This is a genomic window from Azospirillum palustre, from assembly GCF_002573965.1.
Classification (GTDB): domain Bacteria; phylum Pseudomonadota; class Alphaproteobacteria; order Azospirillales; family Azospirillaceae; genus Azospirillum; species Azospirillum palustre.
Map to the genome: position 1 here is coordinate 338892 of NZ_PDKW01000042.1, position 19529 is coordinate 358420.

Annotated in this window: 1 protein-coding gene; it reads left to right on the forward strand. The window is 68.7% G+C overall.

The window, feature by feature from the left end; translation table 11 throughout:
- Positions 1 to 158: 158 nt before the first annotated feature.
- Positions 159 to 19517 carry a beta strand repeat-containing protein gene (locus CRT60_RS37130; protein WP_244592622.1) on the forward strand — a complete coding sequence of 6453 codons (19359 nt, stop codon included), beginning with the start codon at positions 159 to 161 and terminating at the stop codon, positions 19515 to 19517.
- The last annotated feature ends 12 nt before the right edge of the window (positions 19518 to 19529 follow it).

Here is a 19529-nt window from a genome sequence, read left to right on the forward strand (position 1 = left end):
GACAGACCCCTCAAGGTAGCGGTGACGGGTGGTTCAATGTCCAACATGTTGAAACTCATCACAGGATGTTTCTTATCACAAGCAAGTAGGAGCGCTAGAACCTAGGGTCGTGACGAGTGGTGCGGTGCGATTTTGCACCCGACTTATGGAGCGGTCCGATGGCTGAGGAAGCGGTTCAGGGTAAGGTCGCGGCGGTCGACGATCGTCAGATCCTGGACGATCTGACTCTTCTCCAGCAGGTCGACGGCACCCGCCTGGGCGGCGTCATCCATGAGGCAAGCTCGGTACAGCTTCAGCGGCCCGACGATACGCTGGGCTATGTCCAGACCGACTATCGCGGCGCCGAGGATCTGATGGTGGGCGGCGCGGTGCAGACCGGTGCCGTCGTCGGCGAATCGGTGGCGGTCGCCGCCGACCAGGCGGCGAATGCGCTGCTGCTGAACGGGGACGTGCTGCGCACGGATGGCACCCGCGGTTCCGGCCCGGCCGGTCCCGAGGGCTCCGGCCCGACGGACGGGGAGGGCCACGGGGCCGCCGGCAAGACGGCGGAGCGGGCGGAGCTGCTGTCGACTGCGCGCACGACCTCGGCCTACGACCCGCTCGAAGTTGCGGCGTCGGCCATCCCCATGCCCGGGACGCCCGCCCAGGTGATCGACAACGGGGTGGTTCCCACAGCCGAGGGCGTGACCTTCCTGCAGGCTGCCACGGTGGTCGTTCCCGCCGTCGCCGCACCCGCGACGCCGGCCCCGGCGCCGGTGTCCGACACGCCCAGCCTGACGGTGAACGGGGTGTCCGGTGACGAGGACACCGCCATTGCCCTGAACATCGCCGCCGCCCTGACCGACACCGGCGGGACGGAGGTGCTGACCGTCACCCTGGCCGGCATTCCGGACGGCGCGGTTCTGCGCGACGCCTCCGGCGCGGTGCTGACGGTGGTCAACGGCAGCATCGTGCTGACCGCGTCGCAGATCCCCGGCCTGACGCTGACTCCGCCGGCCGACAGCGGCGACAGCTTCAGCCTGACCGTGACGGCCACCAGCACCGACGGCACCGCCGCGCCCAACAGCGTCACCGCCACGCTGCCGGTCACGGTCAATCCGGTGTCGGACACGCCGACGCTCGGCGTCTCGGCCGTCACCGGTGCCGAGGATACGGCGATTGCGCTGTCGATCAGCCCGGCCCTGACCGACACCGACGGCTCGGAAACGCTGACGGTCACCATCGCCGGCATTCCGTCCGGTGCGGTCCTGACCAATGCGGCCGGCGAGGTGCTGACGGTTTCCGGCGGCTCAATCACCCTGACGCCGGGCCAGCTGGCGGGGCTGGCGATCACCCCGCCGCTGAACAGCGACGCCGATTTCACGCTCACCGTCACGGCGACCAGCCGCGATGGCAGCGCTGCGCCGGCCAGCACCAGCCTGCCGCTGGTGGTCACCGTCAACCCGGTGACCGACACCCCGACGCTGAGCGTCGCTGCGGCAACCGGCAATGAAGATTCTGCGATCCCGCTGACGATCACCCCGGCGCTGACCGATACCGACGGGTCGGAAACGCTGAGCATCACGATCAGCGGCATCCCCGCCGGTGCCAGCCTCGCCAACGCGGCGGGCGACACGCTGTCGATCGGCAACGGTTCGATCACGCTGACGCCCGGCCAGCTGGCGGGCCTCCGGATCACGCCGCCGGCCAACAGCGACGCCGACTTCACCCTGACGGTCACCACGACCGCGCAGGATGGCACCGCCGCGCCGGTGAGCGTCAGCGCTCCGCTGGCCGTCACCGTCAACCCGGTGACCGACACGCCGACCCTGTCGGTCACCACGGCGAGCGGCAACGAAGATACGGCCATTCCGCTGGTCATCTCGCCGGCCCTGACGGACACCGACGGCTCGGAATCGCTGAGCATCACGATCAGCGGCATTCCCGTCGGCGCGAGCCTGAAGAACAGCGCGGGCGACACGCTGACGATCGGCAACGGTTCGATCACGCTGTCGCCGAACCAGCTGGCCGGCCTGACGATCACGCCGCCGGCCAACAGCGACGTGGATTTCACCCTGACGGTTACCGCCACCGCCCGGGACGGCGGCGCCGATGCGGTCAGCGTCAGCGCTCCTCTGGCGGTCACGGTGACCCCTGTCACCGACACGCCGACGCTGAGCGTTGCGGCCGCCACCGGCAGCGAAGACATGGCGATCCCGCTGGCGATCACCCCGGCCCTGACCGATCTGGACGGGTCGGAGACGCTGACGATCACCATCGCCGGCATTCCGACCGGTGCGGTGCTGACCAACACGGCCGGCGATCCGCTGACCATTTCCGGCGGGTCGATCACGCTGACGCCGGACCAACTGGCGGGCCTGGCGATCACCCCGCCGGCGAACAGCGATGCGGATTTCTCGCTCACCGTCACGGCGACGGCCAAGGACGGCGTTGCCGACCCGGTTTCGGTGACGCAATCCTTGGCGGTGACCGTCAACCCGGTGACCGACACCCCGACCCTGTCCGTGTCCGCCGCCCGTGGCGATGAAGACACCGCCATCCCGCTGACGATCAGCCCGGCGCTGACCGACACCGATGGCTCGGAGACGCTGACGATCACCATCGCCGGCGTTCCGGCCGGTGCAACGCTGAGTGCCGGCACCTCGGTCATCGAGCAGAACGGCACGACGACTTGGACGCTGACGCCTCAGCAGCTGGCCGGCTTGAAGATCACGCCGCCGTCGAACAGCGACGTGGACTTCGACCTGACGGTCACCGCGATTGCCAAGGACGGCAGCGCGCCGGTTGCGACGACGACACAGACCCTGCATGTCACCGTCGATCCAGTCACCGACACGCCGACGCTGAGCGTCACGGCGGCGAGCGGCAGCGAAGACACCGCGATTGCGCTGTCGATCACCCCGGCACTGACCGATCTGGACGGGTCGGAGACGCTGACGATCACCATCAGCGGCATTCCGGCCGGCGCAGCGCTCGCCAACACACTGAACGGGACGCTGACGGTCAGCAACGGCTCGATCACGCTGACGCCGGACCAGCTTGCCGGGTTGAAAATCACGCCGCCGCATAACAGCGACGATGACTTCACCCTGACCGTTACCGTCACGGCCAAGGACGGCGTTGCCGACCCGGTTTCGGTGACGCAGACTTTGGCGGTGACCGTCAATCCGGTATCTGACACCCCGACTCTGTCCGTGTCCGCCGCCCGCGGCGATGAAGACACCGCCATCCCGCTGACGATCAGCCCGGCGCTGACCGACACCGATGGCTCGGAGACGCTGACGATCACCATCGCCGGCGTGCCCGCCGGTGCGACGCTGAGCACTGGCACCTCGGTCACGGAAAGCAATGGCACAACCACCTGGACGCTGACGCCTCAGCAGCTGGCCGGGTTGAAGATCACGCCGCCATCGAACAGCGACGTGGACTTCGACCTGACGGTCACCGCGATTGCCAAGGACGGTACTGCGCCGGTTGCGACGGCGACGCAGACCTTGCATGTCACCGTCGATCCGGTCACCGATACGCCGACGCTGAGCGTCACCGCGGCGAGCGGCAACGAAGACACCGCGATTGCGCTGTCGATCAGCCCGGCGCTGACCGATCTGGACGGCTCGGAGACGCTGACGATCACGATCTCCGGCATCCCGGCCGGCGCCAGCTTCAGCAATGCGGTCGGCACTACGCTGACCATCAGAAACGGCTCGATCACGCTGACGCCGGACCAGCTTGCCGGGCTGAAGATCACGCCGCCGCACAACAGCGACGATGACTTCACCCTGACCGTTACCGCCACGGCCAAGGACGGCGTTGCCGACCCGGTTTCGGTGACGCAGACCCTGGCGGTGACCGTCAACCCGGTGACCGACACCCCGACTTTGTCCGTGTCCGCCGCCCGTGGCGATGAAGACACCGCGATCCCGCTGACGATCAGCCCGGCGTTGACCGACACCGATGGATCGGAGACGCTGACGATCACCGTCGCCGGCGTTCCGGCCGGTGCAACGCTGAGTGCCGGCACCTCGGTCACCGAGCAGAACGGCACGACGACTTGGACGCTGACGCCCCAGCAACTGGCCGGGTTGAAGATTACGCCGCCGGCCAACAGCGACGTGGACTTCGACCTGACGGTCACCGCGATTGCCAAGGACGGCAGCGCGCCGGTTGCGACGACGAGCCAAACGCTGCATGTCACCGTCGATCCGGTCACCGACACGCCGACGCTGAGCGTCTCCGCTGCGAGCGGCAACGAAGACACGGCGATTGCGCTCACGATCAGCCCGGCGCTGACCGATCTGGACGGGTCGGAAGCGCTGACGATCACCATCAGCGGCATCCCGACCGGTGCGACGCTCGCCAACACGCTGAACGGGACGCTGACGGTCAGCAACGGTTCGATCACGCTGAACCCCGATCAGCTGGCCGGCCTGAAGATCACGCCGCCGCTCAATAGCGACGACGACTTCACCCTGACCGTGACTGCGACTGCCAAGGATGACGTCGCCGCTCCGGTCAGCGTCAGCGCACCACTGACGGTCACCGTCAATCCGGTGACCGACACCCCGACGCTGAGCGTCTCCGCCGCGAGCGGCAGCGAAGACACGGCGATTGCGCTGTCGATCACCCCGGCACTGACCGATCTGGACGGCTCGGAAACGCTGACGATCACCATCAGCGGGATTCCGACCGGTGCCAGCCTCAGCAACACGGCCGGCAACACGCTGACCATCAGCAACGGCTCGATCACCCTGACGCCGGACCAGCTTGCCGGTCTTAAGATCACGCCGCCGCATAACAGCGACGATGACTTCACCCTGACCGTTACTGCCACGGCCAAGGATGGTGTCGCCAACCCGGTTTCGGTGACGCAGACCCTGGCGGTGACCATCAATCCGGTATCTGACACCCCGACTCTGTCCGTATCCGCGGCCCGTGGCGATGAAGACACCGCGATCCCGCTGACGATCAGCCCGGCGCTGACCGACACCGATGGATCGGAGACGTTGACGATCACCATCGCTGGCGTGCCCGCCGGTGCGACGCTGAGCGCCGGTACCTCGGTTACCGAGCAGAACGGCACGACGACTTGGACGCTGACGCCTCAGCAGCTGGCCGGCTTGAAGATTACGCCGCCGGCCAACAGCGACGTGGATTTCGACCTGACGGTCACGGCCATCGCCAAGGATGGCAGCGCGCCGGTCGCGACGGCGACGCAGACCCTGCATGTCACCGTCGATCCGGTGACCGACACGCCGACGCTGAGCGTCACCGCGGCGAGCGGCAGCGAAGACACCGCGATTGCGCTGTCGATCAGCCCGGCGCTGACCGATCTGGACGGCTCGGAGACGCTGACGATCACGATCAGCGGCATTCCGACCGGTGCCAGCCTCAGCAACACGGCCGGCAACACGCTGACCATCAGCAACGGCTCGATCACGCTGACGCCGGACCAACTGGCCGGGTTGAAGATCACGCCGCCGCTGAACAGCGACGATGACTTCACTCTGACCGTCACCGCGACCGCCAAGGATGGCGTCGCCGCGCCGGTTTCGGTCAGCCAGACCCTGCCGGTGACCCTCAGCCCGGTGTCGGATACTCCCTCGCTGAGCGTCACGGCGGCGACGGGCAACGAGGACACCGCGATTGCGCTGTCGATCACGCCGGCTTTGACCGACACCGACGGGTCGGAGGTGCTGACCGTCACCATCGCCGGCATTCCGGCGGGTGCGACGCTCACCAACACGCTGAACGGCACGCTGACCGTTACCAACGGCTCGATCACGCTGAACCCCGACCAGTTGGCCGGCCTGAAGATCACGCCGCCGGTGAACAGCGACGATGACTTCACCCTGACCGTCGCCGCGACCGCCAAGGACGGGAGCGCCGCGCCGGCCAGCACCAGTGCGCCGCTGCTGGTGACCGTCAACCCGGTGACTGACACCCCGACTCTGTCCGTGTCCGCCGCCCGTGGCGATGAAGACACCGCCATCCCGCTGACGATCAGCCCGGCGCTGACCGACACCGATGGCTCGGAGACGCTGACGATCACCATCGCCGGCGTTCCGGCCGGAGCGACGCTGAGCGCCGGCACCTCGGTCACCCAGCAGAACGGCACGACGACCTGGACGCTGACACCTCAGCAGCTGGCCGGGTTGAAGATCACGCCGCCGGCCAACAGCGACGTGGATTTCGACCTGACGGTCAGCGCAATCGCCAAGGACGGCACTGCGCCGGTTGCGACGACGACGCAGACCCTGCATGTCACCGTCGATCCGGTCACCGACACGCCGACGCTGAGCGTCGCTGCGGCGAGCGGCAACGAAGACACGGCGATTGCGCTGTCGATCACCCCGGCACTGACCGATCTGGACGGCTCGGAAACGCTGACGATCACCATCGCTGGCATTCCGGCGGGTTCGACGCTCACCAACACGCTGAACGGCACGCTGAGCATCAGCAACGGCTCGATCACGCTGACGCCGGACCAGCTTGCCGGTCTTAAGATCACGCCGCCGCATAACAGCGACGACGACTTCACCTTGACCGTTACCGCCACGGCCAAGGATGGCGTCGCCAACCCGGTTTCGGTGACGCAGACCCTGGCGGTGACCGTCAACCCGGTGACCGACACCCCGACTTTGTCCGTGTCCGCCGCCCGCGGCGATGAAGACACCGCCATCCCGCTGACGATCAGCCCGGCGCTAACCGATACCGATGGCTCGGAGACGCTGACGATCACCGTCGCTGGCGTGCCCGCCGGTGCGACGCTGAGCGCCGGTACCTCGGTCACGGAAAGCAATGGCACAACCACCTGGACGCTGACGCCTCAGCAGCTGGTCGGCTTGAAGATCACGCCGCCAGCCAACAGCGACGTGGACTTCGACCTGACGGTCACGGCCATCGCCAAGGACGGCACTGCGCCGGTTGCGACGACGACGCAGACCCTGCATGTCACCGTCGACCCGGTGACCGATACGCCGACGCTGAGCGTCACGGCGGCGAGCGGCAATGAAGACACGGCGATTGCGCTCACGATCAGCCCGGCGCTGACCGATCTGGACGGGTCGGAGACGCTGACGATCACCATCAGCGGCATTCCGACCGGTGCGACGCTCGCCAACACGCTGAACGGGATGCTGACGGTCAGCAACGGCTCGATCACGCTGAACCCCGACCAGCTGGCCGGGTTGAAGATCACGCCGCCGCTGAACAGCGACGACGACTTCACCCTGACCGTGACTGCGACTGCCAAGGATGGCGTCGCCGCTCCGGTCAGCGTCAGTGCACCGCTGGCGGTCACCGTCAATCCGGTGACCGACACCCCGACGCTGAGCGTCACCGCGGCGACGGGCAACGAAGACACCGCCATCCCGCTGACCATCAGCCCGGCGCTGACCGACACCGACGGGTCGGAGACGCTGACGATCACCATCAGCGGCATTCCGGCGGGCGCGACGCTCGCCAACACGCTGAACGGCACGCTGACGGTCAGCAATGGCTCGATCACGCTGAACCCCAATCAGCTTGCCGGCCTGAAGATCACGCCGCCGCTGAACAGCGACGACCACTTCACCCTGACCGTCACCGCGACCGCCAAGGACGGCGCCGCCGACGCGGTCAGCGTGACCCAGACCCTGCATGTCACCGTCGATCCGGTCACCGACACCCCGACGCTGAGCGTCACGGCGGCGAGCGGCAACGAAGACACGGCGATTGCGCTGTCGATCACCCCGGCCCTGACCGATCTGGACGGGTCGGAAACGCTGACGATCACCATCAGCGGCATTCCGGCGGGTGCGACCCTTGCCAACACGTTGAATGGCACGCTGACGGTCGGCAACGGCTCGATCACGCTGACGCCGGATCAACTGGCCGGCCTCAAGATCACGCCGCCGTCGAACAGCGACGACGACTTCACGCTGACCGTCACCGCGACCGCCAAGGATGGCAGCGCCACTCCGGTCAGCGTCAGCGCACCGCTGGCGGTCACCGTCAACCCGGTGACGGACACTCCCACGCTGAGCGTTTCGGCTGCGCGCGGTGACGAAGACACGGCGATTGCGCTGACGATCAGCCCGGCGCTGACCGATACCGACGGGTCGGAGACACTGAGCATCCGGATTTCCGGCGTTCCGGCCGGAGCGACGCTGAGTGCCGGCACCTCGGTCACGGAAAGTAACGGCACGACGACCTGGACCCTGACGAAGGACCAGCTGACCGGGCTGAAAATCACGCCGCCGCACAACAGCGACGTGGATTTCGACCTGACCGTCACCGCGATTGCGCAGGATCGCAGCGCGCCGGTGGCGACGACGAGCCAGACCCTGCATGTCACCGTCGATCCGGTCACCGACACCCCGACGCTGAGCGTGTCGGCGGCGACGGGCAATGAAGACACGGCGATTGCGCTGTCGATCAGCCCGGCCCTGACCGATCTGGACGGCTCGGAAACGCTGACGATCACCATCAGCGGCATTCCGGCGGGCGCGACGCTCGTCAACACGCTGAACGGGACGCTGACGGTCAGCAACGGTTCGATCACGCTGAACCCCAATCAGCTTGCCGGCCTGAAGATCACGCCGCCGGCCAACAGCGACGACGATTTCACCCTGACCGTCACGGCAACCGCCAAGGACGGTGTCGCCGCTCCGGTCAGTGTCAGCGCGCCGCTGGTCGTCACCGTCAACCCGGTGTCGGACACCCCGACCCTGTCGGTGTCCGCCGCCCGTGGCGATGAAGACACGGCGATTGCGCTGACGATCAACCCGGCCCTGACCGACACCGATGGCTCGGAGACGCTGAGCATCCGGATTTCCGGCGTTCCGGCCGGAGCGACGTTGAGCGCCGGCAGCTCGGTCACCGAAAGCAACGGCACGACGACCTGGACCCTGACCAAGGACCAGCTGACCGGCCTGAAGATCACGCCGCCGTCGAACAGCGACGTGGACTTCGACCTGACGGTCACCGCAATCGCCAAGGATGGCAGCGCGCCGGTGGCGACGGCGAGCCAGACCCTGCACGTCACGGTCGATCCGGTCACCGACACGCCGACGCTTAGCGTCACCGCGGCGACGGGCAATGAAGACACCGCGATTGCGCTGACGATCAGTTCGGCGCTGACCGACACCGATGGGTCGGAAACCCTGACGATCACCATCAGCGGCATTCCGGCCGGTGCGATCCTCGCCAACACGCTGAACGGCACGCTGACGGTCAGCAACGGTTCGATCACGCTGAACCCCAATCAGCTTGCCGGGCTCAAGATCACGCCGCCGCTGAACAGCGACGACGACTTCACGCTCACCGTCACCGCGACCGCCAAGGACGGCGTCGCCGATGCGGTCAGCGTGACCCAGACCCTGCCGGTCACCGTCAACCCGGTTTCCGACGCGCCGACGCTGAGCGTCACCGCCGTCACCGGCAACGAAGACACCGCCATTCCGCTGACGATCACCCCGGCGCTGACCGACACCGACGGGTCTGAGGTGTTGACGATCCGCATCAGCGGCATTCCGGCCGGTGCGACGCTCGCCAACACGCTGAACGGCACGCTGACGGTCACCAACGGCTCGATCACGCTCACTCCCGACCAGCTGGCCGGGCTGAAGATCACGCCGCCGCTGAACAGCGACGACGACTTCACCCTGTCGGTGACCGCCGCTTCCAAGGACCGCGGTGCGGCGGAGGCGACCACGACCCTGCCGCTGGTGGTCACCGTCAACCCGGTGACCGACACCCCGACGCTGGCCGTCACCGCCGCGAGCGGCAACGAAGACACCGCCATCGCGCTGGACATCCGGTCGGCCCTGACCGATCTGGACGGGTCGGAGAGCCTGAGCATCAGGATCACCGGCGTTCCCGCCGGGGCGACGCTCAGCGCCGGCACCTTCGTCACGGAAAGCAACGGCACCACCAGCTGGACCCTGACCCAGTCCCAGCTGGCCAACCTGAAGATCACTCCGAAGGCCGACAGCGACGTCGATTTCACCCTGACCGTCACCGCGACGGCGACGGACCGCGGCCTGTCCCCCGTCTCGGTGCAGACGACCCTGGCCGTCACCGTCATCGCGGTGGCCGACAAGCCGACGGTCACCGTCACCAACGTCTCTTACGATCTGGCGGTCGGGCAGAACGACACGCTGACCGGCACCGCCGGCAACGACACCCTGTCGGGCGGTGCCGGCAACGACACCATCCTGGGCGGTGCCGGCGACGACGTGATCTATGGCGACGGCACCGGCACCTTCACCGTCGCCCTGTCGATCACCCCCGCCGTGACCGACCGCGACGGGTCGGAATACATTTCCAAGGTGACAATCTCCGGCGTTCCGGCCGGTGCGACGCTCAGCGCCGGCACCCTCAACGCCGACGGCACCTGGACCCTGACCCAGGCCCAGCTGTCCGGGCTGAAGCTGACCGCAAAGGAAGGCGACACCACACACCCGATCACCCTCACCGTCGTCTCGACCTCGACGGAGCTGGAGAACGGCAGCACCGCCGACAGCGACCCGCGGACGCTGACCGTCAGCTTCGGCAACACGCCGAAGGGCAACGACAGCCTGGACGGCGGCGACGGCAACGACACCATCCTCGGCGGGGCCGGCAACGACACCCTGATCGGCGGGCTGGGCGACGACAGCCTGGACGGTGGCGACGACAACGACCTGCTGGCCGGCGGCCCCGGCAACGACACCATCGACGGCGGGGCCGGCAACGACACCGTCACCTATGCCGGCTCGGCGACCGCGGTGAACGCCAATCTGGCGACCGGGGTCGGCACCGGCGAGGGCACCGACGTGCTCCGCAATCTGGAGAACGTCACCGGTTCGGCCTTCGACGACGTCATCACCGGCGACGGCGGCGCCAACATCCTGCTCGGCGGCGGCGGCAACGACACCATCACCGGCGGGGCCGGGACCGACACCATCCATGGCGGGGCCGGCGACGACCTGTCGATCTTCACCGTCGGCACCGACGGCGGCACCGCGTCCGCTCCCGAACTTCAGGACGGAGACGCGGGCATCGACACCTTCCGGGTGATGCTGACCTCCGCCCAGATGTCCAACCCGGCGATCCTGGCCGACCTGCGCACCCTGCGCGACCGCATCGAGGCGGCGGCGGCCGATCCCAACGCCGCGACCAAGGACACCGATGTCGCCAACGCCCTCACCCTGACGGCGCTGGGCATCAAGGTCGCGGATTTCGAGAAGCTCGAAATCTACGTCGACGGCCAGCCGGTCAATGTGCGCGAGGTGCTGAACTACACCCCGAGCGCCACCGCCGCCGCCGCCACCACGGCCACCACCGAGGACAATGCAGTCTCCAGCCGCCTCGTCGCCACCGACCAGGACACCCTCAACGGGCGCACCGACGACAGCCTGACCTTCAAGGGGCCGGGCGACAACGGCCAGCCGGTGCGGCTGGCGCACGGCACGCTGGTGGTGAACGCCGACGGCACCTTCACCTACACGCCGGACAGCGATTTCAGCGGGACCGAGACCTTCTCCTTCACGGTGACCGACGCCTATGGCGGCAGCTCCACCGCCACGCAGACCATCAAGGTGGCGCCGGTTGCCGACCCCATCACGCTGACCACGCTGAATGCGCGCGGCAACGAGGATGCGGCCGGCGGCATCGCCATCGCCCCCACCATCACGCTCAGCGACGTCGATGCCGCCAGCCCGGAGGCGGTGGAAACGGTCACGCTGACCATGTCGGCCGCGCAACTGGATGTGGCGGGCGCCAAGCTGTACCTGAACGGCACGGAGCTGACGCGCAGCGGCAGCGGGACCTACAGCTGGACGATCCCGACCAGCGCGCTGGTTGCCGGCGGATCCGCCGGAACCTGGACGGTGTCCGGCCTGAAGATCGTCACCACCCGCAATTCCGACGCCGACCTCACCTACACCCTGACGGTCGGGACCATCGACAGCACCAGCGCCGGCACGGTGCGCGGCAGCAAGTCGGCGACCGGCACCATCACCGTCGATGCGGTGGCCGATGCGCCGACCGTGACCGCCGCCGCCGCCGCGACGGATGAAGATACCTCGGTCGCGCTGAAGATCACCCCGGCGCTGACCGACACCGACGGGTCGGAGAGCATCGGCTACGTCACCGTCTCCGGCGTGCCGGCGGGGGCGAGCCTCAATCTCGGCACGGTCCTGAGCACCCAGGGCGACGGCAGCACCAGCTGGAAGGTCAACGCGGCCGATCTGGCGAGCCTGCGCCTGACCCCGCCGCACGACTTCTCCGGCACCATCACCCTCCGCGTCGTCGCGACCTCGGTGGAGCGCGAGAACGGCTCGACCGCCGACTCCGCGCCGGCGACCCTGACGGTGACCGTCACCGGCGTGGCCGACGCCCCCATCGTCATCCCCGTGGCGGCGACGGGCTTTGAGGACACCGCCATCCCGCTGTCCATCGACGCCCACCTGTCCGACGTGACGGGCGAGACGCTTGACCACATCACCATCACCGACCTGCCGGAAGGGGCGAAACTGTCCGCCGGCATCCACAACGCCGACGGCAGCTGGACGCTGACCCCGGCGCAGCTGACCGGCCTGACCTTCACTCCGCCGTCGAACTATTCCGGCACGCTGACGCTGAAGATCACCGCCACCTCGGTGGAAGGGGCGACCACCGCCACCTCGGCGCCGCAGTCGTTGTCGGTGACCGTCACCGCCGTTGCCGACACGCCGGTCCTGTCGGCCTCCGACGCGGTGGGGCGCGAGGACACCGCCATCCCGCTGTCGGTGGTCGCAGCATTGACCGACCGCGACGGGTCGGAAAGCCTCAGCATCCTCGTCGGCGGCGTGCCGGCGGGCGCCACGCTGAACCACGGCCATTACGACGCCACCCTGGGCAAATGGGTGCTGACCCAGGCCGACCTGTCCGGCCTGACCGTCACCCCGCCGGCCAACTCCAACACCGGCTTCAACCTGACCTTCACCGCGCGGGCGACGGAAGGCTCCAACGGCGCCTTCGCCGACGCGGCGGCGGTGTCCGTCCATGTCGAGGTTCAGGGCGTTGCCGACGTGGTCACGCCGAACGGCACGCTGACCGCGCGCGGCGACGAGGACACGGCGATCAACCTGAAGCTCGGCGATCTGGTGATGACCGACAATGACGGGTCGGAACGCCTGTCGCTGGTCGTCAGCAACCTGCCGTCGGGCTCCTGGCTGTCGCTGGCGGCCGGCCACGACAGCGGTCTGGTCTATCTCGGCAACGGCCGCTGGTCGGTCGATGCGGAGTACCGCAACGAACTGACCCTGACGACCAGGAAGGACTTCTCCGGCACCATCACGCTGAAGGTGGACGTCATCACCACCGACAGCAACGGCGCGCCGATCGTCACCGTGAACGGCGTGACCTCGGGCGGGACGCTGAAGGATACCCGCGACCTGACGGTCACCATCGATCCCAAGGCGGACGAGCCGGTCGTCTCGATCGGCGCCAGCGGGCTGGAGGATGCCGTCGGCGGCATTCCGCTGACCATCTCCGCCTTGACCGGCGACAGCGACGGGTCGGAGCACATCTCCTCCATTGTCATCTCCGGCCTGCCGGCCGGGGTGGCGCTGACCAGCAGCGATGTTGGCGCGCTGACTGCGAATGCGGACGGCAGCTGGACGGTCGATCCGGCGAAGCTCGGCAACCTGCGCCTGATCGTGCCGGCCAACAACGCCGACGACTTCACCATCACCGTCAAGGTGACGGCGATGGACGGCACCGACACCCTGACCAAAACCTACACCCCGACCGTCACCATCACCGCGGTGGCCGACGCCCCGGTGTCGCATGCCGCCGACGGTTCGGCGGTGCCCTACCATGTCGACGACCAGTCGACGGCCGGCGTGCCGGACGGCTTCGTGCTGAACCTGAACGCCTTCCTGGCCGACACCGACGGGTCGGAAAAGCTGGCGGTCACCATCGGCGGCGTGCCGAAGGGCACGGTGCTGTCGCGCGGCATCGACAACGGCAACGGCACCTGGACGCTGACCGCCGAGGACTATACCGCGGCGCTGGCCGAGGGCGGCCTGAAGCTGACCGTCAAGGATGCGAACGCCACCGGCATCACCCACACGGTGGCCGGCAGCGTCGACACCGCCAGCGTCACGCTGACGGTCAACCCCTACAGCATCGAAAGCGAGGGCGACCGCAACACCAGCGTGTCCGACAGCTTCGTGCTGAGCTGGACCACCACGGCCTCTTCCGGCGGCGGCTCGACCGATCCGGGCACCGGGGGCGGCAACACCGGCGGCGGCACCAGCCCGCCCCCTCCGCCTCCGCCGCCCCCTCCGCCGCCTCCTCCCCCGCCGCCGGTGCTGGACCCCAGCGTCGGCAGCGACCGGCCGCATGCCGTGACCACTGCCGAGGATACGTCGATCGCGCTCGGCCTGAAGGATGGGCTGGCGAACTGGCAGGACGTCTCCACCGTCACCCTGTCGGGAATCCCGACCGGCGCCAGCCTGACCAACACGGCCGGCGACACGCTGACCGTCACCGGCGGCTCGATCACGCTGACCAGGGCGCAGCTGGACGGGCTGAAACTCACCCCGCCCTCGAACAGCGATGCCGACTTCACGCTCGCCATCGACGTGGTGTCGGGCAGCAGCAACGCCCACACCACGCTGACCCAGGCCGTGACCGTCACCGCCGTCGCCGACAGCCCGCTGCTGACCGTGCAGACGGCGTCCGGCAACGAGGACACCGCCATCGCGCTGGACATCACCGCCGCGCTGGCCGACACCGATGGGTCGGAAACGCTCGCCAGCGTCATCATCGAAGGGGTGCCGGCCGGTGCCTCGCTGTCGGCCGGGTACCTCGACTCCACCACCGGGCGCTGGGTGCTGACGCCGGGCCAGCTGGCCGGGCTGAAATTCACCCCGCCGCACGATGCCAGCGGCACCTTCCAGCTGACGGTGACGGCGGTCTCGCGCGAGATCAGCAACGCCGACCGCGCGACCACGACCAAAACGCTGAATATTGAGGTGGCGCCGGTCAGCGACGCCCCGGCCATTTCCGTCAGCGCCGCCACGGCGCTGGAGGATCATGCCGCCAACCTGTCCATCGACGCCGCGGTCACCGATCTGGTCGGCACCGGCGAGGTGATCACCGCCCTGCGGGTGACGGTGCCGGCCGGCTTCACCCTGTCGGGCGGCACGTCGCTCGGCAACGGCGTCTACGACCTGACCGGCCTGTCGGCCAGCGACCGCGCGGCCCTGACGCTGACGCCGCCGGCCAACTATGCCGGCACGGTGACGCTGACGGTGGAGGCGGCTTCCCAGGACGGGACGGCGGCCCCCGCCTGGTCGAGCAAAAGCTTCTCGGTCAGCTACACCGCGGTCGCCGACGCGCCGACCGTCACGGTCCATGACACGACGGGGGCGGAGGACACCGCCATCGCCCTGAACCTGTCGGCCAGCCTCGTCGATACCGACGGGTCGGAGACGATGGCGGTCATCCTGTCGGGCCTGCCGGCCGGCGCCGTGCTGAACCATGGCTCCAACAACGGCGACGGGTCTTGGACCTTGAAGCCGGCGGAACTGGCCGGCCTGACCGTCACGCCGCCGCGCAACTATTCGGGCGGCATGGACCTGACGCTGACCGCCACCAGCCTGGAAAGCTCCAACAAGGACACGGCGAGCACCACCGCCACCATCCATGTGACCGTTACTGCGGTCGCCGACGCGCCGACCGTCATCGTCGCCAACGCCTCGGGCAGCGAGGACACCGCCATCGCCCTGAACCTGACGGCGGCGCTGGTCGACACCGATGGGTCGGAGACGATGGCCATCGTGCTGTCCGGCATGCCGGCCGGTGCGGTGCTGATCGATGCAAACGGCACGACCCTGACGCCCACCGCCGGCTCGGTCGCGCTGACCGCCGCCCAGCTGTCCGGGTTGAAGCTGATGCCGCCGGCCAACGCCGGCACCGATTTCAACCTGACCCTGACCGCGACGACGACGGAAGCCTCCACCGGCGCCACCGCCACCACCAGCCAGCTGTTCCGGGTCAGCGTCGATCCGGTCGCCGACCAGCCCATCGTCACCTGGGCGCCGCTGACCGGCACCGAAGACATTGCCGTGCCGCTGAACCTCTCAGTGGCGCTGTACGACACCGACGGGTCGGAGCGGCTGGGGCTGCTGACGATTGCCGGCGTGCCGACGGGTGCGCTGCTGTCGGCCGGAACGAAGAACGCCGACGGCAGCTGGACCCTGACGCCGGCCCAGCTCACCGGCCTGACGTTGACCCCGCCCGCCAACAGCGATGCGGCGATCACCCTGACCGTCACCGCCGTCAGCATCGAGTCCAACGGCAGCACGGCGACCAGGACCGTCACCGTGCCGATCACCCTGGCCGCGGTGTCGGATACCCCGACGCTCAGCGTGTCCGCCGCGACCGGCAACGAGGACACGGCCATCGCGCTGACGATCAATCCGGCACTGACCGACACCGACGGCTCGGAAACGCTGACGATTGCGATCAGCGGCATCCCGACCGGCGCCAGCCTGAGCAACAGCGCCGGCAACACGCTGACGATCAGCAACGGCTCTATCACGCTGACGCCGGCCCAACTTGCCGGGCTGAAGATCACGCCACCGTCGAACAGCGACGCCGACTTCACCCTGACCGTCACGGCCATTGCCACCGATGGCAGCGCCGCTCCGGCCAGCACCAGCGCGCCGCTCCTGGTCACGGTGAATCCGGTCACCGACACGCCGACCCTGAGCGTCGCGCCCGCGACTGGCAATGAAGACACTGCCATCGCGCTGACCATCACCCCCGCCCTGACCGATCTGGACGGCTCGGAGACGCTGACGGTCACCATCAGCGGCATCCCGACCGGAGCGACCCTGAGCAACAGTGCCGGCAACACGCTGACGGTCAGCAACGGCTCGATCACGCTGACCCCGGACAAGCTGGCCGGGCTGGCGATCAAGCCGCCGTCGAACAGCGATGCCGACTTCAACCTCACGGTGACCGCCACCGCCAAGGATGGCAGCGCCGCTGCGGTGTCGGTGTCCTCTATGCTTGCGGTGACGGTCAACCCGGTGTCCGACACCCCGACCCTGAGCGTGTCGGCGGCGACGGGCAACGAGGACACCGCCATCGCGCTGACGATCAATCCGGCGCTGACCGACACCGACGGGTCGGAGACGCTGACGGTCACGATCAGCGGCATCCCGACCGGCGCCAGCCTGAGCAACAGCGCCGGCAACACCCTGACCATCAGCAACGGCTCGATCACCCTGACCCCGGCGCAGCTTGCCGGGCTGAAGATCACGCCGCCGTCGAACAGCGACGCCGACTTCACCCTGACCGTCATGGCGACCGCCACCGACGGCACTGCGGCACCGGCCAGCACCAGCGCGCCCCTGCTGGTCACGGTGAACCCGGTGTCCGACACGCCGACCCTGAGCGTCATGCCGGCGGCCGGCAACGAGGACACGGCGATCCCGCTGACCATCACCCCGGCGCTGACCGACACCGACGGGTCGGAGACGCTGACGGTCACCATCAGCGGCATCCCGACCGGTGCGACCCTGAGCAACAGCGCCGGCGACACGCTGACGGTCAGCAGCGGCTCGATCACCCTGACCCCGGACAAGCTGGCCGGGCTGGCGATCACGCCGCCGTCGAACAGCGATGCCGACTTCAACCTGACGGTGACCGCCACCGCCAAGGATGGCAGCGCCGCTGCGGTGTCGGTGTCCTCGACGCTCACGGTGACGGTCAACCCGGTGTCCGATGCACCGACCCTGACCGTGTCGGCCGCGAGCGGCAACGAGGATACGGCGATCCCGCTGTCCATCACCCCGGCCCTGACCGACACGTCGGAGGTGCTGAGCATCACCATCGCCGGCATCCCGGCCGGGGCCAAGCTGACCAACAGCGCCGGCAACACCCTGACGATCAGCAACGGGTCGATCACCCTGACGCCGGCGCAGCTGACCGGGCTGAAGATCAAGCCGCCGCCGAACGACGACGCCGATTTCACCCTGACCGTCACCGCGACCTCGACCGACGGCAGCGCCGCTCCGGCCTCCACCGTGGCGCAGCTGGCGGTCACGGTCCTGCCGGTTTCCGACACCCCCACCCTGGCGGTCAATCCGGCGACGGTGGCGGAGGACGGCACGGTCGCCCTGTCGATCGCCCCGGCCCTGACCGACCCGTCGGAGACGCTGAGCGTCACCATCGCCAACATCCCGACCGGCGCCCACCTGTCGAACACGGCGGGCGACGCGTTGACCATCGTCAACGGCGCGATCACCCTGACCCCGGCACAGCTGGCCGGCCTGTCGATCGCGCCGCCCCACGACAGCGGCACCAGCTTCACCCTGTCGGTCACCGCTATCTCGACCGACGGCACCGCCACGCCGGCCAGCCTGTCGCGCTCGCTCGCGGTGACGGTGACGCCGGTCGCCGACACCCCGACGCTGACCACCCCGGCCGTCCATGGGCCGGAGGACACGGCGATCCCGCTGACCATCACCGCCGCCTCCACCGACACCGATGGTTCGGAAACGGTGACGGTGCGGATCGCCGGCATGCCGGCGGGCGCCAGCCTGAACCACGGCACGCACAACAGCGACGGCAGTTGGACCCTGAGCGCGGCGGACCTGACCGGCCTGACCTACACCCCGCCGGCCGACGCCAATGGCACCGTCACCCTGTCGGTCACCGCGACCGCCCAGGACGGGGCCAGCACCGCGTCGGTCAACCAGACCCTGGCGGTGACGGTCGATCCGGTGAACGACAAGCCGACGCTGGCCGCCGCCCACCCCACCACCGTGATCGCCGCCGACGCGACCGACCACCCGGCCGTGATCTCCGACGCGACGATCACCGATGTGGACAGCAGCGTCATGTCCGGCATGTCGATCCGCATCGCCGCCGGGTCGCAGACCGGCGACACGCTGAACCTCGACAGCCTGACCATCGCCACCGATCCGTCGACCGGGCGCAAGACGGTCGCCGGCACCGGGATCGAGGTCAGCTGGGACGACGCCAACCACCAGCTGTCGCTGTCCGGCACGGCCTCCACCGCGACCTACACCGACATCCTCCACCATCTGGCCCTGACGCCCAATGGCAGCGGCGCCCGCACGCTGGAGGTGACGGTCAGCGACGATCAGGGGCTGTCCAGCGATCCGCTGGCGGTGCAGGTTCTGGTCTCGAACAGCGCGACGATGACCGGTAGCGCGGGTGCGGACATCCTGCATGCCGGCAGCACCACCACCAGCATGTCCGGCGGGGCCGGCGACGACCTGTTCATCTTCGCCCCGCGGGGCGGCGACCTGACCATCAACGGCGGGGTGGGCTGGACCGACGTGGTGGAGGTCGGCGCCTTCGTCGCCAATGCCGGCGCCAACTGGATGCAGCAGCTGGACGGGCATGCCTACACGGTGGATCCGTCAGGTCATGGCCTGACCTTCACCCAGGAGACGACCGTCACGCTGGAGGACCAGAACCATCACCAGCTGGTGCTGCAGAACATCGAACGGCTGACGTTCTGATGGGGTGGGGCG

Excerpts from the sequence above, each read along its gene's own strand:
- CRT60_RS37130 (WP_244592622.1), top strand. The coding sequence starts at position 159 with ATGGCTGAGGAAGCGGTTCAGGGTAAGGTCGCGGCGGTCGACGATCGT.